Consider the following 20,643-nt stretch of genomic DNA (forward strand, 5'->3'; position numbering starts at 1 on the left):
TCGACGCCCGCCGTTTGAGGGCCGCCGTTCGAGGGCCGCTGAGCCAGGACTCGCTGATCCCGAAGGCAGCAGCAATCTGCTTGAGCTGCTGACTTGGCTCTCGATTGTGGGCCAGGCGGACAAAGTCATCGAGGAACTTGTGAGGGTAGGGGTTGGGCAGCATGCACATCTTTCATGCAGCACCTCATGGCGCCACAGATCGAATGTGATCTATCCGTGTAGCAGTCCTGTTAATGAACGAGTATGAGGCCAGTAACTATGCTGAATTCATCGCGGAGTGATTGCCCCGGTGGAGAAGGCACGAGAGCACTTGGGTGATTCACAGTCTCGAAGTTGGTGGCGTGGGATTGGAGACAAGACTGGTGGGTGGTTTTCGACGTGGTGACCCGTTGTCCGCAGTTTGTCCGCAGAATCTCCGAGACCGGCCCTCAACCGCCAATGTTGAAAACCCGCTCAACTGCAACGATTTCAATTCTCAACACCAGGCCACACCCGCAAACGTCCAGTTGATCGCGTTCGCATCGAGAAGGTCAGGGGTTCGATTCCCCTTAGCTCCACTCTATCTTTGCAGGTCAGAGGCTATTTTCGCCTACTGATATCAGTTTACCTTTAGGCTTATTGTCCGCAGTTTGTCCGCAGAATTTCTCGTCAGCGCCGGTTGTGGCCTTGTTTGGTGTCTTGTTCGTCTCGAGACTTAGCCTGACAGATCACCGCGGACGCGCCGGATCGTGAAGGGTTTTCCGTGCGCAGGCTGGATATGTCGATCTGAAATTATGCCGGTCGACGCGATTGTTTGGTTCTGACATCGTGAGGTGCGATTAACGGCGCCGTGTGGACCTTCTCGTGTTCTCCTGAGAAGTCGGCCAAGGTGTTGAATTGATAGTTCGGGACCCGGAGTAGCCCGGCACGGCCGGCGGTTGTTCCAGGTTCATTTCGCGATGAGTGCGGTGATTTCGTCGACGGGCAGGCAGAAGTGCGCAGCGTGGCGCTCGTGATCTTCCGGGTCGCCCCACACCACGCCGTTGGCGTCGGTGACCGCGCGGTTGATGTTGACTAGCCGTCGGGTCATGTCGAAGCTGCGTGGGCATAGTGCGGCCATCTCGGCCAATCGGGAGTCCGGTGTGCGAGGGGGAACAGGATAACGATGGGCATCCAATCCCGATTGCGTCGGCTAGTGCGGGTATTTACGAACGACGCAGTGGGGGAGCGGTATTCGTGTTTGCCCCGGTGGATGACTATGCGCGATTTCGGCGCTGCGTAACCTCTGCGTACCGAGTTACGTGCAGACTCCGCCTCGGTCGAAATCGGAGAATCCGCCACTCAAAGTGCTTGACCCCTAGAGGACTCGCGGGGTGCGGTTGATAACCGCGCTTTCCGGCGCCTGCGCTAAATCCAATTAGCGCAGACGCCCAGCCACTCACCTGGCTCGATGCGTGACCGATGCGGGTGGTGCAACCCGTTAGCATGATCCGACCTCTCACATAGGCCGGGCGTGGGACCCGAACGGTTTGTCTCCGGGCAGGGACTTGCAATCTGCGCCCTGACCGTGCGCCTCGTATCTGCACCTGGCGCCATCAAATCTCGGCTATTGCTGTGACCACCACAGCATGGCCCGTTCAGCGCTCGCTTCGGCGCGGGCGCGTTCGTCGCCCATGCCGACGAAGAGGTTGACCGCCATGGGACGCAGCACCATCGCTACCGGGTCGGCGAAGTGAGCGAAGTGACCGGCGATTTCTAGGGTGACGAAACCGTGTACAGCGCTCCATAACTCGGCCGCGATCTGGCTGCTGTGGATGGGCGAGACCCGACCCGACTGTGCCAATCGCTCGCAGGCGTCAGCGAGCACTGCGTACGCGGTCGCGAATCCGTTGGCGGTCTTGTGTTCGGGGGAGCCGACGTATCGGTAGGTGCCTCGGGTCGACAAGCCGAACATCATGTCGTAGAGGTGGGCGTTGCTTTGGGCCACGCTGCGGGTGGACAGGGCGATGGCGAACAGCTGCACCCCGGGATCCGCGTCGGCGTGGGAGGCGGCCTCCATGGCTGCTGCCAGATCTGCATACCCGTGGGCCACCACATCCTGCAGGAGTTCTTTCAACCCGCCGAAATGGTGGTAGACGGCGATGGTGGAGATCCCGGCGGCGTCGGTGATCGTCCGAACTTTTAACTGCTCAGGGCCGAACTGAGCCAGCAGATCTACGGTCGACCGGATCAGGCGTTCACGTACCGAGTCGTCGGGCTCGGATTGGTGTCGCTCCTGCGCGCTTGCCACCAGGACATGGTTTCACACCGTCGGCGATGGGCCTTCTCGGCTAAGCGACCCCGGCCTCGGTGGCAGTGTCAATCCTGCTGTCGCCGTGTTATAACTTCATTATGCTGACCCTGCGCCAGTCCTCGACCAGGTCTGTCAACAAAACGGCCGTACTGATCACACTGTGCTTGGCGGTGTTCGTCGTGAACGTCTCGACGACGATCATCAACATCGCGCTGCCGACGTTGGCCACCGAGATTGGTGCGTCGACTCGGGATCTGCTGTGGATTGTCGATGCGTTCAACCTGGCGTTCGCGGCACTGGTTCTGGCGGGCGGTTCGTTGAGTGATCGATTCGGCCGCCGGCCGCTGCTGCTCATCGGTTTGGGGGTGTTCCTGATCGCGTCGATGGGGGGTGCGCTGAGCAGCGATTCCACGACGCTCATCGTGTGGCGGGCGGTGGCCGGTGTCGCCGCGGCGATGGTGTACCCGGTGACCCTGTCGATCCTGGCCAACGTGTTCACCGAGCGCTCTGAACGGGTCAAGGCGCTCGGTTTGTGGGGCGCTGCCACGGGCCTGTCCGTCGCGGTCGGACCGGTGGTCGGAGGTGCGCTGCTCGAATCATTTTGGTGGGGTTCGATTCTCGTGTTCAACGGCGCGGCCGCAGCGGTTACGCTGCTGTTCGCTCTGCGCTTCGTGCCTGATTCCCGCGACCCGGCTACCCCTCCGCTCGACTACGTGGGGCTGGTCTTGTCGACCGTTGCGCTCGGGACGCTGGTCTACTCGATCATCGAGGCGCCCGATCGTGGGTGGGCGTCGGTCCCGACCCTGGTTGGATTCGCGGTCGCCGCAATTGTTCTGATCGTGTTCGTGCTGCACGAGATCCGGGTGGAGCATCCGATGCTCGACGTGCGACTGTTCACGAACCTGCGCTTCACCGCGGCGAGCGGCGCCGTCACGAGTGCGTTCTTTGCGCTCTTCGGCTTCATTTTCCTGGTGACGCAGTACTTTCAGTCGGTGCGCGACTACGGGGCGCTCGAGACGGGTGTGCGGATGTTGCCCGTTGCCGGGTCGATCGCGGTCGCCTCGATGCTCGGCCCTCGTATCGCGGTCGTCATCGGCTCGAAAGTTGTTGTTGCGCTCGGTCTGGTGTCGCTCAGCGCTGCCTTCGGGTGGGCGTCGACGCTGTCCATCGACACCGGGTATTGGAGCATCGTTGGGCAGATGGTGTTGCTGGGTGCGGGTATCGGATTGACGAGTACGCCTGCAACAGAGGCGATCATGGGTGTCGTGTCGCCGGAGAAGGCGGGGATGGGCTCGGCGGTCAACGACGCCACCCGCGAATTGGGTGGGACGCTGGGTGTCGCGGTCATCGGGTCGGTGGCGCTTTCGGTGTACCGCGACCACCTGCACACCGGGTCACTTCCAGAGCAGCTACAGGAACCGGCACGCGAGTCGGTGGGAGCGGCCCTCGCAGCGTCCGAACAGGCCGCAGCGACGCTCGGACAACTCGGCGCCGACGTGGGAGCACGCTTGGCCGACACCGCGCGCCTGAGTTTCGTGGATGGCTTCACCACCGGTTGCGTGGTCGCGGGCGTGGTGACGGCCGTCGCGGCAGTGCTCACTCTGATCTACCTGCCTGCCCATCCCACTGCACCGGTTGGTGGCGACCCCGACAACAACAACGCGAAGGCGCCGGAGAACCCGTCAATGGTAGACGGATAGCCCCACACTTCGCGCGGGATCAATTATCGTGCAACGTGTTTCGTGTCGTTTGGCTGCCATTTGTTGATGGCGCCGGACGGACTGACTGTGGAAGGGGCTCACGACGACCGGGAACACGACGTTACCGAGTGAATCTGCGTGAACCCAGGCGCTGCCTGGCGCGCATCGTGTCTTTGGTGATCGGTACCTGGCCGAGGGCTTTGGCAAGCCCGATCGGTGGCATGTCGCCGTAGATGGTTTCGCTGGCGGCGACCTCATAGGTCTCGTGCCAGATACCTACTGCGGCAACGGCCTTCTTCTCGCGTCGAAAGAACGCCTTCTGCGCCGGTCGGTGCAGGCGTGCCGCATCGGCTGCGTACGCGTATAGCGACTCGGTGTCCCGCCAGTACTGGATGGACGTTCCTCCGTCCTTGCCGAACACGGTGCGGTAGCCGAGTAGGCCGGAGTCCGGGTCACGCGAGAGTTGTTTCACCATGCGGTACTGCCCGACAAGAACAGGCAGCCACGCATCAACACGCCAGATCTTGTTCATGCGCATTCCTAGGAGAAACACGACCACGTTGTCGCCAGACGTACGATCGTGGGTCGTTTTAACAACCGTCATTTCACGCTCCAACCTCAATAGTCGAACCCGATCCATCGACTATAACTTCGTTACATCAAAGCGCGCGGGTGATTTGGAGACTTGAGTTGTGTGTAGAAAGGCGGAGCGTTCAATCAGCCGGTATTCACGCTCGCCTCGCTCGTCGTCGACGTGTCCGAGGGCTCTTCCGGGGCCGTGGCTCACCTTTCTCGAGCGCTTCGAGGTACCCGGCGATGGCATCGCGGTTATGGGTGAGGAAGTCGATCGTCTCGTTCAACCGGTCACGCTCCTGAACGAGGATTGCGTGCAGCGCTGGATCGGCGTTCTGAACGCCGGTGAACGGAGCTCTGTAGGAGACTCATTGACACCGTGAGACGGGATGTGTGTGCTCCGACGGCCGGATTCCATGTGGTCGGCATTTACCTGTGGTTAGCGGTCGTTCCTACTAGGAAAAGTGGACATGTGGCGAATGGCTGTACGGATAGCGGCGATTGCTCTTGTAGGGGTCGGATGCTCATCAGAGGACAGAACCAAGAGCTTGGGTAGCGTCAAACCCGAATGCGCAGGAACAGCTGTCGGGCAATCCGCTGATTGCGCCGGGCGATATCTGTTACGACTTGTCCGCGACCGCCACTGATTCGCAGGGCCAGATGTTGTACTGCAATCCATTTTCCGATGAGGAAGGCGCCGTCAACGTCCTGCGCTGGAATCTGACGCCCTGACCTAGGTCGTTGGATCTCGCGTCAGGCCACTCTTACCGAATTCTCACAAAAAGCGTGCCACTAAAACCAGTTAGCGCAGCTCGAGGACCTGAGTGGGTGGAGCCGATAATGACTGCTTCCGTAAACCCAAAGCAAAGGCATGACCGAAGGTGTGGGTCGAAGGAGGCGTGGTCAAGTACGAACGCCACCGCTTCAGTGCTGGGTAATATCGATTCTCCAAGTTCCGGTGGCCGCGAATAGGCGAGCGGTGACGGTTGGCATGTTTGGGGCATCACTGGCTGGTCATGGTCGCCTGTGCGGCTCAAGACTTTGTCCGCAGTTTGTCCGCAGAATCTCCAACACCCGCCATCGCGCGTCAACGCCACCAACTGCGACGATTCCGATTCTCAACATCGACCAACACCCGCAAACGTCCAGTCGATCGCGTTCGCATCGAGAAGGTCAGGGGTTCGATTACCCTTAGCTCCACTCTCCCTTTGCAGTTCAGGGGCCATTTTAGCCTACTGTTGTTAGTTTTCCGTTGGCTTACTGTCCGCAGTTTGTCCGCAGGATTTCTCGTCGGTCCCGCTTTTGGCCTCGTTTGGCGTCTGATCCGTCTTGAGAGTTGGCCTGACAGATCACCGCGTACGGCCCGGAGAGTGAAGGATTTTCCTGGTCAGCCGAGTCCTGTCCGTCCTGAGGTGGTGCTGGCCGACGGGACGCTGGGTCTGCGATCGCGCGGTGCCACCGGCGGAATCGTGTGGACCTTCTCGTGTTCCCTAAGAAGTCGGTCAGAGTGCCGAATCGACGAGCAGGGTTTCCGCGGAGTGAGGGAGGATCGCATTAGCGATGACGACGCCAATCGCCCCCAATGTCCCTCTCACCCTGCGGACCTCGCGCCGGACGGCAGTTCGCTCTACCACCTCCATCAGGAACTGATAGGACTCCGCCGGCGTCACTCGTGGCTCTACAGCGCACCAACTCAGGTGTGCGACCTGAGCAATGTGTCGGTGACGTTGATTTCCGCGGCAACGGAGAGGAACTGAATTTGAAGATCGACCTGACCCGGTTGGAACTGGCACCCGACACGTACGGTCCAGGCGACGCGTACCGCAGTGTTGGCCAGCGGCCTCGGTTCGGTCACCGAAACCCGCATCGGGTCTGCCTGGCTAAGACGATTGTGCTGAAACCTGAGACTGGTGGGACCCCAATCGATCCGGGTCCCACCAGTGTCAGGTCTGCGTGGATCTAGCAGTTCAGATCACGCCTAGCTCGCGATCCACACCCCACTCGGATCAAACGAGCCAAGTCCGTATATCTCGACGCCGCCCACATTGGCGCCGGTGATGTAGTTGGCAGAGTTGCGCACCGTGAAGATCAGCGGATTCAGTGCGGAAATTCGAGCCTGGACTGTTTTGTACGCTTCCTTGCGGACCTCGGGGTCGCTCGACTCGCGGCCCCTGTTGAGTGCGTCCGTCAGTTCCGCATCGTCGATTCCCATGTAATTGGCGCTGGACGCGGAGTTCAGGCCGCTCCACACGATGTTCTCGGGGTCATTGAACGGCAGGGCGGCACCGAGCGCGTCGAACTCGCGGGTTGTAGTGACCACGGAAGCCTGGTTGTAGTCGAGAAGTTTGATCTCGACCTTCACGTTGTCGTAGGTACTCAGCTGGGCTTGGATGGCCTCGGACGTCGACTTGGATTCGATCCCGGGGTACGTCGTCAAATTGAAGCTCAGGGGCTTTCCTGCCGCTGCGAGTTGGTCGAACAACTTCTGAGCTTCTTCCTTGTTGTACTGGGTGGTCGATCCACCCGCGTACAGCGGAGCATCGTCGTTGAAGAAGGACTTCACCGGTTCCGCCAGTCCGCTGTAGACGGCTAGGTTCAACGCATCGACGTCGATGGCTTTGGCGAGCGCTTCGCGAGCGACTGGGTCAGCGAAAGGTCCTGTGGCGGTGTTCAGAGTCACTGCCGCGCCGCCGTTGAACTTCTGGCCATGGACGCTGAGTCCGGCATCGACCGCGCGTTGTGTCAGCGGCGGATTCGATTCGATGGTGATCTCAGCGCCTCCGGAGATCACGTTGTTGATCCGTTGAACGCTGTCAGGCGATGCCCGGAACTCGATGCCATCGAGATATGGCCGGGGCGCGTCCCAGTAGCCGGCGTTCTTCGTCAACTTCATGACGTCGCCGCGGGTCCACTCTTGAAGAACGAAGGGCCCGGCACCGATGGGTGCAGCGTCAAAGCCCTGCATGCCCGTTTGAAGAGCTTCCGGCTCGGCGATCCAGTTGAGCGTCGTCGTGACGATAGCTTGTCCGAAGTTGGGGTTCTTCTGTGTCAGAACGATTTTGAGAGTCTGATCGTCTTCGACGGTCGTCTCGGCCAGCAAACGAGCCACGCTGATGTTGTTGGCCGCGCCGATTGCGTCCGGGGCCTTCAACCGATCCCAATTGAACTTGACATCCTCAGCGGTGAAATCCGAACCGCTGCTGAATTTCAAGCCCGGGCGCAACTTCAGTGTGAAACTGGTTCCATCGTCTGTAGTTGTGAAACTCTCCGCCATGGACGGCTTGATCTCGGTGGTCGCAATATCGTTGACCAATAGTGTGCCGAAGACGGAGTTGCCGAGAGCAGCGTTGGTCAAGTTGTTCTGCATAATTGCGGGATCCATTGCCCGCGGTTCGGAAATCTGAGCAAATCGGGCGATTCCGCCGCTGACGGGATCGCCCTGCGGTCCGCTTGCCCCAGTGCCGCTGTTGGAGCTGGATCCCCCGCAAGCCGCTAGGACCACTGTCATTGTGGCGGCGCAGAACAGTGCGCCAACCGGTTTCGTTATTCTCATCGATTCCCTTTCACAGGCTCAGAATGCTGGTAACTGTTTGGAGGTTTGGGATCAGGACGCTTCCACTTTTGGCTTTGAATCGTTCACATTTGGGAAGTGGCAGGCGACGAATTGGCCGGGCGCGACCTCCGCGATGGTCGGCTCCTCGGACTTACATCGATCTTGCACCTTGGGGCATCGCGTATGGAAGTGGCATCCGCTCGGGGGATTGAGTGGAGAGGGTACGTCGCCGGCGAGTGATGGTCCAGCAAAACCCTTGTCAGGGTCGGCAATTGGGATGGAATCTATCAGTGCCTGAGTATAGGGATGTGCTGGATTGGCGAACACGAGTTGGGGATCGCCGACTTCGCAAATCTTGCCCAGGTAAAGGACGAGGACTCGATCGCTGATCGATCGGACGACGGCGAGATCGTGTGCAATGAAGACCATCGTGAGGCCGAACTCGGATTTGAGGTCCTCGAGAAGATTTACGATTTGCGCCTGAACGGACACGTCCAGCGCTGAAACGGGCTCATCACAAATAATCAAATCCGGACGCATTGTCACCGCGCGGGCGATCGCGACACGTTGCGCCTGCCCTCCCGACAAAGCCTTGGGCATCACATCGACAAATCGTTCATGCGGCAGACCCACTTCAGTGAGCGTCTGCTTGATCAACTCATCCTTGGATGCTGAATCGATGTCCTGTCGGCCCTCGACAACAATGTCTCCGACGGTGCGGCGCGGATTGAGTGAGGCAACTGGATCTTGGAAGATCATCTGCATACGTCGGCGAAGCGAGCGAACTTGACGCGGTTTCATGCTGTCGAGACGTTCGCCGTCGAAAGTGATTTCACCTCCGTCGATTCGCTCGAGCATGAGAACTGCACGTCCAGTTGTTGACTTGCCGCAACCGGATTCACCGACGATGCCGAGAGTTTCGCCTCGCTCGACATCGAAGCTCAGGTTCGACACGGCATGCACAGTCCCCCCGGCAGTGGGGAAGCGTACGTCAAGTCCGACTACTCGAAGCAAACTATCGTTGTCACGTAGGTGGGCTGTTCCGCTACCGGCCATTTGACAGTGCCCCTTCTTTTTTCAGGTCGTGCATGGTTTCGGAATCGTTATTGGTTCCACTGACGGGGTGGAAGCAGGCAACCAGGTGACCCTGGTCTCCTGCACCCACTTGTTGGAGCGTCGGTTCCTGGTCTTTGCAAACGGCAGCTGCCTGGCTGCATCGGGGGGCAAAGCGGCATCCCGCTGTTACTGCTACCGGGTCCGGTAGCGATCCCTCGATCAGGCCCAGTCTGGTGTGCGGGGGTGATGTGAGATCGGGCGTCGCGTCGAGCAGGGCGGTCGTGTAGCGATGCTGAGGACTCGCGAAAAGCGCACGCGTGGTGCCGATTTCCGCCATTTGTCCGGCGTAGAGGACGGCTGCTTCGTCGGTGTGCCCGGCGATCACCGAGAGGTCGTGGCTGATCATGATCATCGACATGTCTCGATCGCGCTGGACACGACGAAGCAAATCGATGATCTGCCGTTGCACCGTCACGTCGAGTGCGGTGGTCGGTTCGTCGGCAATCAAAAGCTTTGGCTCGCAGGACAACGCGATAGCGATCATGATCCGCTGTCGCATACCGCCCGACATTTCATATGGATACGCCTGCATACGTTTGGGGGGATCTGGTACGCCGACCTCCTCGAGAAGACTGAGCGCTCGATCTTTCGCTTCTGTGCGACTGACACCGAGGTGTCGCCGCATGCCTTCTGTCAATTGCCTGCCCACTCTGACAACCGGGTTCAGCGAACGGCCGGGATCTTGGAAGACCATGGAAATCTCTGGACCCCAGACGTTCAGCTTCTGTTTTGGGGTGAGTTCTGCAAGATCCCGGCCATCGAAAACAATTGATCCAGAGATCGCGGAGCGGGGCGGCAACAGGCCCATGATCGCCCGTACAAGTATCGATTTCCCAGATCCGGATTCACCGACGACTCCCAGGGACCGTCCGTGTCCTAGTCCCAGCGAGACACCGTCCACGGCGCGGACCGCTCCGCGCTTCGTGCCGATATAGACCCTGAGATCATCGATGTCGAGAAGATTGGCTGGGGCCATGGAAAATCACGCCTTTCGGACTGCGGTTGGGGGCTGATCAAATGTGCGAATGTCACGGCGTTTTCGATCGCTTGGAAATCGTTACTTCGCCAGGGTGGGGTCGAATCGGCCTCGTAGGTAATCGCCGGCCTGATTGAGAGAGAAGACTGTCAGGAAGATGATGGTCGCGGGTACGAATACGATGAACGGCGCGGTCTGCAGCGAGTCCTTGCCATCCGCGATCATTCCTCCCCAGCTCGGTGTCGGGGGTGGGACACCAAGACCCAGAAAGCTCAATGAGCCTTCGGCGACGATCATGGCCGCGACTACAAGCGGCAAGAATGTGGACAGTGTAGGAAGAACATTCGGGAAGATCTCGCGGATCAGGATGCGGCTAGGGGCAAAGCCGAGATTCTTTGCGGCACGGACGAAGTCGCGGGAAGCCCAAGTCATCGTGTTTGCTCGCGCCAGCCGAATGAATGTAGGGGTGATGATGAACGTCAGGCCCACCAGCAGGGTCATGAGACTCGGCTCGTAGATTGAGGAGAGCGTGAGCAACAGGATGAGCGGCGGGAACGCGAGCATCGCGTCTGAGATCAGCGAAATGACGTAGTCGACCTTCTTGCCGGCGTAGCCGGCGATGGAGCCCAAAACTGCTCCGATCGTAAATCCTGCAACCCCGGCGACGATGCCTACAACAAGCGATATCTGAGCACCGTAGATGCATCGTGACAAGACCGATCGACCGAGATTGTCCGTTCCCAGCAACAGATCAAGCGACCCGAGAGCGGGCGACAGGCGGGGGGTGGCAATCGGGACTTCGTAATCGGCGATGGGCAAGACCTGTGCGAACAGTGCGAGCAGGCCGATGAGGGCTAGCCATGCGAACGCAATCCACGCCAAGACCCGACGCTGCTTGGGCGGCAACGGCACGTCCGGCAATCTGCGGGTGGGCTTCCCGTTCGTATCTGGGCTCGCAAATTCAGCGACCGGACTGCGTTTCTTGAGGATGAGTGGAGAGTTCACGGTGTCGATGCCTTTTCAAAATTGTGGTGATGTCCGGGGCCAGGTTTCAACGACGGTCGGGGCTAGCGGGCGCCGACCTTCCGTACTCGTGGGTCGAGACGCGAGTAGCTGAGGTCGACAAGTGTGTTGATCAGGACGTAGCTCACGGCGATGAAAACCACGACGCCCTGGACCATTACGAGGTCACGGGATGCGATTGACGTCGACACCAACTGACCCAAGCCGGGTAGGCTAAAGAGCGTTTCTACGATCACAGTGCCGCCGATCAGTTGCCCGAAGTTGATTCCTGCGACAGTGATCAGCGATAGCGACGACGGTCGCAGTACATGACGCAGCATCACGTACCAATCGGGCAGGCCCTTGGCGCGGGCTGCGGCCACATAATCTTCATTCAGTGTGGTCAGCAGATCAGAGCGAAGAATCCGATGGAATGCAGCGATGACGGGCAAAGCAATTGAAATGGTCGGCAACATGGCCGATTGAAGGTTTGCTCCGAGCCCTTCGCTCAGCCTGTTCCAACCTGCGACCGGGAAAGTACCTGTTCCCAGCGCAAAGAAGTACAGCAGAACTGGGGCAGCGACGAACGCTGGGATGGACAGCAGCATCGACGAGACAGCGTTGATCGCGCGGTCCGCCGGGCTGTCGACGAAATAGGCGGAGATGATTGCGAGGGGGATGGATACGGCCAGAGCCATCAACAATCCCAGAATTGCCAATTCCAACGTCACTGGAAGCCGATCTATGATGGCTTGCATCACTGATTGCCCGGTGGTCATTGAGTCGCCGAGGTCGCCTCGAAGCGCATGTGAGAGCCAACTCCAGTATTGCTTCCATATCGACTGGTCTAGACCTAGTTCGGACTCTAGTGCGGCGACCTTTTCAGGGGTGGCACTGTCTCCGAGGATCGTATTGGCAACGGATCCTTTGGACATCCCCATCAATAGTTTGACAAAGAATGTCACCAACAAAATGACAAGGATGCTGCGCACAACCCTGTCGATCGCGAACGAGTGTCTCGACATACGTTCTCCCATTTCTTGATTGGTAGCGGCCGGACGTACTGATTCCGACGTCGGTGTTTGGGGTTTCTGACCGAGGATCCGGAAGGCGCCGGCTGGGCGGTGTGGCTGTTCGTCAATGCGGTGACGCGTGGGGACAGGAGCAAGCCATGCGCCATGGGCAGCCCTACAACCGCGTGCGTCCCACGGGGCAAAGTGTGCGCACCTACAAAGGCGCTAAGGTGTGTCGGTCGTCACTCGAGGAGAACCATAGCAGTTACTATGACTGAATGAGTAGAGAATGTCGAGGGCGCCCATATTCTCGTTGTCGCAGCCGTTGCGGTCGTCGCGTGGGGCACTCTCAGACGGCGAGTCGTGAGTTGAATTGCGCTGTCCGACTATGCGACTGCGGGGGAAGACCACCCGCTGCTGCTCGTTCAACCGCCAAACGTGAGGCAGCGGCCGAACCTCAGTTCGGCAGGGTCTAGACTCACCGCTTATGACTGGCTCTGCTGGACGTTCCCGTAAGCCTGCGTCTTCGCGAGCGGTGAGTACCGCCAAGGGGGGCAGCGCCGGGACACGGCGCAAAGTACTGGACGCGGCGATAGCATGTATCGACGAGAAGGGTTACTACCGGGCGAGTTCAAACGAGATAGCCCGGTGGGCCGGTTTGACCTGGGGTGTCATCCAGTACCACTTCGGCACGCGCGAGCAACTGATGCTCGAAGTGATGACCGATCAAGTCGACCAGCTGGTGGACCATGCCCGCGACTTCGAGTTCACAGGAACAACAACGCGAGAGCAGCTGTGGTCCGTGTTCGACTACCTGAACGGCTATTTCGGCCGCAGGCAATATCTTGCCGGTTTGGAGATCTCTCTGAACTTGGTCCGAACGCCATCTGTGTCTGACGAGGTTCGGCAGCAGATGTCACGGATACAGGACGTATTCGATCGGGTGCAGGAAGAGAATCCGGATCACGCGATCAGTGACCAATTCGTGACTGAAGTGATGCGCAGCATCATCCTCACTCACGTCATTCGGGCTGACTCGGCACTGACGACGATTGTCGACATCGAAAATGATTTCCACGCCCGTGTGACCACGCTCATCGATGCGATCGCCCGCAATTCCGACGCAAACAATGATCGGACGATAGGGAAGTGACTGTCCGTTCAGGTCGTACGTCAGGGCTTCAGATGGTCGAACATCTCGAGGGCCTGGTCCTGATGGTCCAACGAAAGTAGTCGTAACCCGGCCAATTGGTGGATGAGTCGGCTGTGTGCTCGGGGATTGTGGAGCACTTTGTACGCGATGCTTGAGGTCTCGGTCGTCGGACGCTAGTGCATTCCCGCGGCGGTATCGCCAGCGCAAAGCTCGTGTAACTCGTCGAATTCCAGAACCTCGACTCTTTGCCGCGCAGCTTGAGTGCTGCTTCCGGCCATCAGATGGAGTCTCCTCCGCCCCTCGGCCTTGATTTCGAAGACGGTGTCTTGATGCCGTTTTCCGTTGACCTGCAACACTTCTGCTTCGGGAAGTTTGTCGCCGCCACTCCGTTGGGCATCTCGTCGCGGATTCAGTCCCTGCGCTGAGCGGTGTCTTCGGAGCGCGGGTCAAAACTTTTGTTGCACAGTCGATATCGTGGTTCGACCTGCGAATTCCACTGTCTGTGTTGCCTTCAGGCTGCTTGTCGCTTCCGGATGATCTTGCGCAATTATAGTAACTACTATACCGTCTGTGTTGCCCATCACATAGAAGGAAAGGGACCCCCATGACCCGCACGCAGAACAAGTACCGGTTGATCTCCGCCGATGACCATGTGGATCTGGCTCATGAGCAGGTCAAGGCCAACTTGGCAACGAAGTTTCATGGTGATTACGACGCCGCTCTGGCGGAGTTCTATGAGTCCATGAAGGGGATGATGTCCATGTCGACCAACACGCTGTGGCGCGAACAGAACGGTGAAAAGGTCACCGAAGAACTGACGGCCTTCGCCAACGCAGCGCACCCGTCAAAGGGCCGGCCCGGTCACACCGATGCCAAGGCGCGTTTGGATGATATGGACGCCGACGGGATCGAATCGTCGATCACGTACTGCGAGGTCAGTGCTTTCCGCTACTTGTACATGCTCAAAGAGGGCAGCCGCGAAGCCACCCGTGCCTTCAATACCACTCTGCTGCAGTGGGCTTCGGCGGATCCCAAGCGCCTCCTGGTCAACTTTCAGATCCCGATTCACGACATCGAGGCTGCTGTCGCCGAGGTCAAGCACGCTGCTGAGGTGGGCGTGAAATCCATTCAGTTGCCGGTGTTTCCTTCGGAACTCGGCTTGCCGGACTACTGGGACAAACGGTACGAGCCCCTTCTCGCCGTCATCGAGGAAACCGGAATTCCGATCGCGTTGCACATCGGAATGAATACTTCGCTGGACAACCTTGCCCAGCGCGACCCCACCCCGCAGCGTGGTGTTTTCACCCCGATGGTCGCGCTCTCGAGTGCCGAAGCAATGGGTATGTGGTTGCTGACCGGAATCTTCGAGCGTTTCCCCAAGCTCAAGACGGTCTTCGTCGAACCCGGTGTTGGCTGGGTTACCTGGTGGCTCAACACCGTTGACGACTGCAATATCCGTCAGGGATACGAGTTCCCGGGGCTCAAGGCGATTCCGAGCGAATACTTCCACAGGAATATGTTCGTCACCTTCATCGATGAGCCGGGGGTCTTGCGGCACGCGAAGGAATGCCTCGGAATCGACAACGTCATGTGGTCCTCGGACTACCCGCATCCCGTGTCGAGCTGGCCGCACTCTCAGGACATCGCTTCGCACCTTCTGCCTGGTGCAACCGACGAAGAGCGCGACAAAATTCTGTTCGCAAACGCAGAGCGTCTCTGGCAACTCTGAATGAAATCGCTTGCAACGCAATTGTGTTGCGGCTGACTTAAGGATCAAGAGGTACAAACAATGGCTGGAGTGTTCGACGGACTGAAGGTCCTCGATCTGTCCTGGGGTATTGCCGGGCCGATGGCCACCATGGTCTTTGCAGACCACGGTGCACAGGTGACCAGGATCGAGCGCCCCGAGGGCGACCCCTTCGCATCCCAACCCGGTTATCGGGTGTGGCATCGAGGTAAGCGAAGTGCGGTCTTCGATCTGAAGGATGAGACAGACCGAGACCTGTTCGTGAAGTTGGCCGCCGCGGCCGACATTGTCGTCGAAAGCTTTCGTCCGGGTGTCACTACTCGTCTCGGAATCGACTACGAGACTTTGGCCAAGGTGAATCCGCGGCTGATCTACGTTTCGATCACTGGATACGGAACCGACACCGAATCGGCGGGGCGGCCGGCGTACGACTCGCTGGTCGCTGCGCGGACCGGGTTGCAGTGGGTGCAACGATCGCAAATCGGTGGGCATCTGCACTGGAACAACAGTGACCCGGAGTTTCCGTTGAGTGACATGGAAACTCCGGAAGGTGCGGTAGACGGACCCGATCGTGAAGGGCCGTTGTTTGTAGCCTCTCCTTGGCCGAGCATCGGCGCCGCGTATCTGGCGATGATGGGTGCATCGGCGGCGTTGGTGGCAAGGGAAAACACCGGGCGCGGACAGCTGGTGGAGACGTCGATTCTGCAGGGTGCGATGACTGCCGGCGTGGGTATGCTGCAACGAGCGCAGAATCCCGACGCCGAGTTGTTCTGGACCTGGGTTTTTGATCAGCGTTCACCGATGGGCTTCTTCGAGTGCGCCGATGGCCGGTGGATCGAGCATTGGGTTCCCAACCCGAAGTTTGTCCTCGGGTCATCGCAGGGAGACAAACTCGATCCCACCAACATACGCCCGTCCGACGATCCGGACCGGCTCATGACCGGTGCAGAAGATCTGATCATCTACTGGCACTATTTGCCTGAGATGCGAGATGCCTTCAAGCGCTTCACGGCTGACGAGTGGGTCGAGGCTGCTCGCGTTGCCAACGTTTGTCTGCAGCCCGTTCAATCGCCGGCAGAGGCTCTGCAAGATGAACACATGCTCGCCGACGGGTGCGTGGCAGTGGTCGATGATGCTGAGTTCGGTCCGCTGAACATGCTGGGTTCGGTCATCAGGCTCGAGCGGAGCGAGGGCAATCCCGTCACGGGTGCGCCGCGATTCGGCGAGCACACAGCGGAGGTGAAATCGGAGGCGGCAGCAACAGTCGGAGGCGCATCGGCGGTTTCATCGCAGGAATCGCGAGGAGCAGGTAAAGCCCCGCTCGACGGGGTGCTGGTGGTGGACCTCGGGTTGGCGATCGCAGGCCCCTTCGGAACCCAGTTGTTGTCAGACCTCGGCGCCACCGTTGTCAAGGTCAACACACTGTGGGACTACTACTGGCAGTCCACGCATGTGGCCTTTGCCGCGAACCGCGGCAAGAGCAGCCTCTCGGTCAATCTGAAAGACCCCCGAGGGCTCGAGGCGGTCCGCCGTCTCATTGACAAGGCAGACATCGTGCAGCACAACATGCGCTACGACGCGGCGATCCGCCTCGGCCTTGACTATGACTCGGTCAAAGCCACGAACCCGAACTTGATCTACTGCCACACACGGGGATTCGACAAGGGCTACCGCGAAGGGCAGCCCGGGAACGACCAGACGGGCGCATCGCTCGCCGGCCCCGCGTGGCAAGACGGCGGAATGGACGACGGTGGTTCGCCAATGTGGTCCACGACGTCGATGGGAGATACCGGAAACGGCTACCTGTCTGCGATCGGAATCCTGCAGGCATACTACGAGCGTTTGCGGACGGGTAAAGGTCAGTTCGTCGAAACGTCGATCCTGTACGCGGCTCTGCTGCATGCCTCGAACACCTATGTTGGTGCCGACGGTGTTGAGGCTGACCGAAATAAGGTCGATGGCAGTCTCCTTGGCTTCAACGCACTCCACGGTGTGTATGAAGCGGCGGACGGCTGGCTCTCACTGGCGGCGTTGTCGGATTTGCACTGGGCTGCTCTGCGGACCGCCGTGGGCAGCGATGTGCTGGAGTCTGATGACTTCGTCGACGCAGCAGCGCGTCGTGAGAACGACAAGGTCCTGCGCGCAGCGCTGGAGCGGGTGTTCGCCACGGAGTCGACGGAACATTGGCGTGAGGTCCTCGACCAGCACGGCGTGCCGGCGGAGCCCAGTGAGGAAGAGGGCATTCGTAAGGCGTTCGACGATCCAGAATTGCTGGCTCGCAAATGGATGACCTCGTCTCCCCAGTCGCATGTCGGCCGATTCGATTCGGTCGGACTCGGAATCGACTTCTCGGAGACCCCGGGAGTCATCCAGGGGCCGCCGCTCACGTGCGGCTCCGACAGTCGCGAGATTCTCGAGAATGTAATTGGTTATGAGGCTGCAGAAGTCGATGATCTGATTTCGGCTGGTGTGGTTGTTGCGGCCCCTGCGGGAGTCGTGACTTCGTAGGACTTGGGCGCCCGGGCAATCATGCGAGAGCCCGGGTTTCCCAACCGATTTCAGAGCACAACCTACGCAGGAAGTCGCAGGTTGGCGGTAGAGGGAGAACCGTTGATGAATAACCCTGTATCCGATACGGATCAGATCCCGCACAGATTCTCGGGAAGATACGACGTCTCGGACGTAATCGATGAGTCTGGTCAGTGGCTCGTCTGGGTAGATGTCGTATTGCCACCCATAGCCCCCGAGGACTCGCAACTGACGGTCCTGTGTTGTGTGCCGGGCGGCGGATGCACGGGTCAGTATTTCGATCTTCAGGTCGATGGTCATGACGGTGTAGACGGGTACAGCTTTGCCGACAGCGCGATCGCGGCGGGGTTTGGTTGCATCATTGTGGACAACCTGGGCACGGGTAGATCGACTGCGGACGAGCGGTGGCTGACGCCCGAGGCGGTAGCGCGTGCCAATACGAAAGCCTTCGCCCTGGCCTTGGAGGACATCGCTGCTCTGGTGACTTGGCCGATGTCCATGACGACCATCGGGGTCGGACATTCGATGGGCGCGATGCTCACGAACATCGCCCAAGTCGAGTCCGGGCAGCACGTGGCCATTGCATCGCTCGGGTTCACCACGCAGGGCTTGCCACACCTTCTTTCCGAAGAGGAACTCGAGGTGGCCGCGCAGGGCCCGATCAGCCCGGAAAATCTCGAAAAGTTCGCGCGTACCCGTTTCTCCTCGTCTGGTAGATCGGCTGGCGCGCAGGACAATCCGGAACCGTTCGAGTTCGTCCGACCCGACACCGACCCCCGGGCAATGCGCGCGTTCGCCGGCGTTGCGACGAGGGTTCCCCCACTGGTCGGCACGTTGACCTTGATGCCTGGAAGTATCGCTGCCGTCGTCCGTGAGATCACAGTGCCGGTCTTCATCGGTGGCGGTGACCACGAACCTTGGCATCGCGTGGAAATGCAAGCCCCACAGTACCTCCGCAGTACTGACATCACTTTCTTCACCGCTGAATCCATGGCGCACAACCACTTTGTCGCCCGATCGCGCGCGCAGCTCTGGAATCGAGTTTTCCGGTGGGCAGAATCAATCGTTCCCTCGCAAACGGGCGAACCTGTGGTAACCCGCAGCGCTACGAAAGTTTTGAATTGACTACTGGTTCGGCGAACCAGCTTTTACGGAGGAGTGAAATGAAGAATGGACAGCAGCTACAGAGCGTAGTGTGCTCGACCAAAGTGGTTGTGGTACGTAAACCTGCGGATGAGGACGCGACTCTGTTGTGCGGCGGCCTCCCGATGGTGGACGCAGCCTCGGCCCCAGCCGACAAACAAACTCCGGCCGACGCTGCCCTCATGGGCGGAAGCCAGATGGGCAAACGCTACAGCGAGCCGCAGTCAGGTATTCAGATCCTCTGCGTGAAAGCGGGCGAGGGAACCCTGACCATCGGCGGAGCCCGACTAGAGATCGAGCAATCGAAAAAGCTCCCGTCATCCGACTGACATGAAACCTGCACGGAGACTACTTGCAATGAACATCATCACCTTGCTAGAGATGACGGCCGCGACCGAACCTGACCGCGCCGCTGTGACAGTCGGCGAGGCCGCACTGACCTACGGTGAACTTCACCGAGATGCGTTGGCGGTGGCTGATCTGATCACGCGACTCAAGGCGCCGCGTGTTGTTTACCTCGGTGGCAACGACCCGGTTTTTCCAGTGTCCTTCTTCGGCTGTGCAGCTGCCGGTATTCCGTTGGTACCCTTGAACTATCGGCTTGGTGCGACCCAGCTCGACCAGCTTTTGAAGGATCAGCCCGATGGCACGATCGTGATGGGTGACGATCTGGGTGAGCTGACGCTGCCCAGCCAGTTGGTTCACTACACGGTTGAGTCATGGTCAAAAGCGCTTACAGCTGAGGAATCCTTCTCCGAGCCTTCGGAATTCGACGAAGATACTGTGGCCGTATTGCTGTACACGAGTGGGACCAGCGCGGCTCCCAAGGCTGCAATGCTCCGGCATCGCCATCTTGCCGCATACATCCTCGGATCGGTGGAGTTCGGTAGCGCCGAAGCCGAGGATGCTGCTCTGGTGACCGTGCCCCCGTATCACATCGCCGGGGTTGCGAGTGTCTTGTCGAATGTGTACGCGGGACGGCGGATCGTCTATTTGGATAGATTCACCCCGGACGGCTGGGTCGAGGTTGCCAGTAGTCAAGGTGTCACCAATGCAATGTTGGTGCCAACCATGCTGGCGAGGATTGTGAACTATCTCGACACGACGAAGACGCCGGCGCCGGTGGTCAGGCATCTGGCCTACGGTGGTGCCAGGATGCCGATCCCGGTTATCGAACGCGCACTCGAGCTCTTCCCGGATGCGAACTTCGTCAATGCCTACGGCTTGACCGAGACAAGTTCTACGATCGCAGTTCTCGGTCCCGACGATCACCGCGCTGCGGCGGCGACGACGAGCGGCCCCTTGCGAGATCGTCTTGGATCCGCAGGCAAACTGGTGCCAGGGCTCGACGTCCAGGTTCGTGGACCCGGCGGCGAGGTGCTCGGCTGTGGCGAGGTCGGCGAGATGTGGGTCCGCGGACCGCAGGTTTCCGGTGAATATGTGGGACTTGCATCGGTGATCGATGCCGACGGCTGGTTTCCTACCAAAGACCTTGTGCGCCTTGACGAGGATGACTACCTGTTTGTCATGGGACGGATGGATGACACGATCATCCGGGGCGGCGAGAACATCTCGCCGGCCGAAATCGAGGACGTTATCCTTCGTCACGAGGACGTGACCGACTGCGCCGTCGTCGGGGTACCCGATGACGAATGGGGGCAGACGATCGGCGCCGCAGTGGTTCTTCAGCCCGGGTCTGCACTTGAAGCCAGCGATCTGTTGGATTGGTTGAAGCCGCTGCTTCGTAGTTCGAAGACTCCCGACGACATCCGGATCTGGCCGGAGCTTCCACAAACCGGCACGGGCAAGATCGTTCGTCGCGAAGTCCTTCAGAAGATCATCAGCAAGTCGTGACGGCATCAGTGC

At 59.5% G+C, this 20,643-nt stretch carries 15 protein-coding genes; 7 read left to right on the top strand and 8 right to left on the bottom strand.

All coding sequences use genetic code 11. The features are described 5' to 3' along the window. Window positions 1–928: 928 nt before the first annotated feature. Together AC1TQG_RS13710 and AC1TQG_RS13715 are read right to left on the bottom strand one after the other, a co-directional pair. Window positions 929–1,069, bottom strand: coding sequence for a hypothetical protein (locus tag AC1TQG_RS13710; RefSeq protein WP_482137713.1), 141 nt, complete (start codon window positions 1,067–1,069; stop codon window positions 929–931). 516 nt (window positions 1,070–1,585) lie between these two features. Then, entirely contained in the window at window positions 1,586–2,269 is a 684-nt protein-coding gene (locus tag AC1TQG_RS13715; protein WP_482137714.1) for a TetR/AcrR family transcriptional regulator, read from the bottom strand. Between the two features lie 101 nt (window positions 2,270–2,370). On the opposite strand from AC1TQG_RS13715, the gene AC1TQG_RS13720 reads away from it, so the two are divergent. Continuing rightward, complete coding sequence (locus AC1TQG_RS13720; RefSeq protein WP_482137716.1) at window positions 2,371–3,972, top strand: MFS transporter; 1,602 nt, start codon at window positions 2,371–2,373, stop codon at window positions 3,970–3,972. Window positions 3,973–4,093: 121 nt separating this feature from the next. On the opposite strand, the gene AC1TQG_RS13725 is transcribed toward AC1TQG_RS13720, so the two are convergent. From AC1TQG_RS13725 to AC1TQG_RS13750, 6 genes are all read right to left on the bottom strand, one after another. Further along, entirely contained in the window at window positions 4,094–4,612 is a 519-nt protein-coding gene (locus AC1TQG_RS13725) for a DUF4188 domain-containing protein (RefSeq protein WP_482137718.1), read from the bottom strand. A 1,911-nt stretch (window positions 4,613–6,523) separates the two neighbouring features. Beyond that, window positions 6,524–7,912: an ABC transporter substrate-binding protein gene (locus tag AC1TQG_RS13730; RefSeq protein WP_482137720.1), complete on the bottom strand. Its 1,389-nt coding sequence runs from the start codon at window positions 7,910–7,912 to the stop codon at window positions 6,524–6,526. 237 nt (window positions 7,913–8,149) lie between these two features. Beyond that, a complete protein-coding gene (locus AC1TQG_RS13735; protein WP_482137722.1) occupies window positions 8,150–9,154 on the bottom strand; it encodes an ABC transporter ATP-binding protein in 1,005 nt (334 codons plus the stop codon). Beyond that, the gene (locus AC1TQG_RS13740) at window positions 9,144–10,190 is read right to left on the bottom strand and encodes an ABC transporter ATP-binding protein (protein WP_482137724.1); all 1,047 of its coding nucleotides are present in this window, start codon (window positions 10,188–10,190) and stop codon (window positions 9,144–9,146) included. The genes AC1TQG_RS13735 and AC1TQG_RS13740 overlap by 11 nt, the downstream gene beginning before the upstream one ends. Window positions 10,191–10,271: 81 nt before the next feature. Further along, complete coding sequence (locus tag AC1TQG_RS13745) at window positions 10,272–11,102, bottom strand: ABC transporter permease (protein ID WP_482138736.1); 831 nt, start codon at window positions 11,100–11,102, stop codon at window positions 10,272–10,274. 155 nt (window positions 11,103–11,257) lie between these two features. Further along, entirely contained in the window at window positions 11,258–12,229 is a 972-nt protein-coding gene (locus AC1TQG_RS13750; protein WP_482137726.1) for an ABC transporter permease, read from the bottom strand. Window positions 12,230–12,692: 463 nt separating this feature from the next. Between AC1TQG_RS13750 and AC1TQG_RS13755 the strand changes: the two genes are divergently transcribed. The 6 genes from AC1TQG_RS13755 to AC1TQG_RS13780 all read left to right on the top strand — a co-directional run bounded on the left by AC1TQG_RS13755 (window position 12,693) and on the right by AC1TQG_RS13780 (window position 20,631). Further along, window positions 12,693–13,358, top strand: coding sequence for a TetR/AcrR family transcriptional regulator (locus tag AC1TQG_RS13755; RefSeq protein ID WP_482137728.1), 666 nt, complete (start codon window positions 12,693–12,695; stop codon window positions 13,356–13,358). A 604-nt stretch (window positions 13,359–13,962) separates the two neighbouring features. Next, window positions 13,963–15,087, top strand: a complete 1,125-nt coding sequence (locus tag AC1TQG_RS13760) for an amidohydrolase family protein (RefSeq protein WP_482137729.1) — start codon at window positions 13,963–13,965, stop codon at window positions 15,085–15,087. Window positions 15,088–15,147: 60 nt separating this feature from the next. Next, window positions 15,148–17,613, top strand: a complete 2,466-nt coding sequence (locus AC1TQG_RS13765; protein WP_482137731.1) for a CaiB/BaiF CoA transferase family protein — start codon at window positions 15,148–15,150, stop codon at window positions 17,611–17,613. Window positions 17,614–17,880: 267 nt separating this feature from the next. Continuing rightward, a complete protein-coding gene (locus tag AC1TQG_RS13770) occupies window positions 17,881–18,759 on the top strand; it encodes an alpha/beta fold hydrolase (RefSeq protein ID WP_482137732.1) in 879 nt (292 codons plus the stop codon). Window positions 18,760–18,797: 38 nt separating this feature from the next. After that, the gene (locus tag AC1TQG_RS13775; RefSeq protein ID WP_482137734.1) at window positions 18,798–19,106 is read left to right on the top strand and encodes a hypothetical protein; all 309 of its coding nucleotides are present in this window, start codon (window positions 18,798–18,800) and stop codon (window positions 19,104–19,106) included. Between the two features lie 28 nt (window positions 19,107–19,134). Beyond that, entirely contained in the window at window positions 19,135–20,631 is a 1,497-nt protein-coding gene (locus AC1TQG_RS13780) for a class I adenylate-forming enzyme family protein (protein WP_482137735.1), read from the top strand. The last annotated feature ends 12 nt before the right edge of the window (window positions 20,632–20,643 follow it).

It is taken from the genome of Williamsia sp. Y844, from assembly GCF_056786475.1.

Coding starts and splice junctions, on each gene's coding strand:
- AC1TQG_RS13730 (WP_482137720.1), bottom strand. CDS start 7,912: ATGCAGAACAACTTGACCAACGCTGCTCTCGGCAACTCCGTCTTCGGC.
- AC1TQG_RS13710 (WP_482137713.1), bottom strand. CDS start 1,069: ATGACCCGACGGCTAGTCAACATCAACCGCGCGGTCACCGACGCCAAC.
- AC1TQG_RS13750 (WP_482137726.1), bottom strand. CDS start 12,229: ATGGGAGAACGTATGTCGAGACACTCGTTCGCGATCGACAGGGTTGTG.
- AC1TQG_RS13760 (WP_482137729.1), top strand. CDS start 13,963: ATGACCCGCACGCAGAACAAGTACCGGTTGATCTCCGCCGATGACCAT.
- AC1TQG_RS13725 (WP_482137718.1), bottom strand. CDS start 4,612: ATGGATCGGGTTCGACTATTGAGGTTGGAGCGTGAAATGACGGTTGTT.
- AC1TQG_RS13720 (WP_482137716.1), top strand. CDS start 2,371: ATGCTGACCCTGCGCCAGTCCTCGACCAGGTCTGTCAACAAAACGGCC.
- AC1TQG_RS13735 (WP_482137722.1), bottom strand. CDS start 9,154: ATGGCCGGTAGCGGAACAGCCCACCTACGTGACAACGATAGTTTGCTT.
- AC1TQG_RS13765 (WP_482137731.1), top strand. CDS start 15,148: ATGGCTGGAGTGTTCGACGGACTGAAGGTCCTCGATCTGTCCTGGGGT.
- AC1TQG_RS13780 (WP_482137735.1), top strand. CDS start 19,135: ATGAACATCATCACCTTGCTAGAGATGACGGCCGCGACCGAACCTGAC.
- AC1TQG_RS13755 (WP_482137728.1), top strand. CDS start 12,693: ATGACTGGCTCTGCTGGACGTTCCCGTAAGCCTGCGTCTTCGCGAGCG.
- AC1TQG_RS13740 (WP_482137724.1), bottom strand. CDS start 10,190: ATGGCCCCAGCCAATCTTCTCGACATCGATGATCTCAGGGTCTATATC.
- AC1TQG_RS13775 (WP_482137734.1), top strand. CDS start 18,798: ATGAAGAATGGACAGCAGCTACAGAGCGTAGTGTGCTCGACCAAAGTG.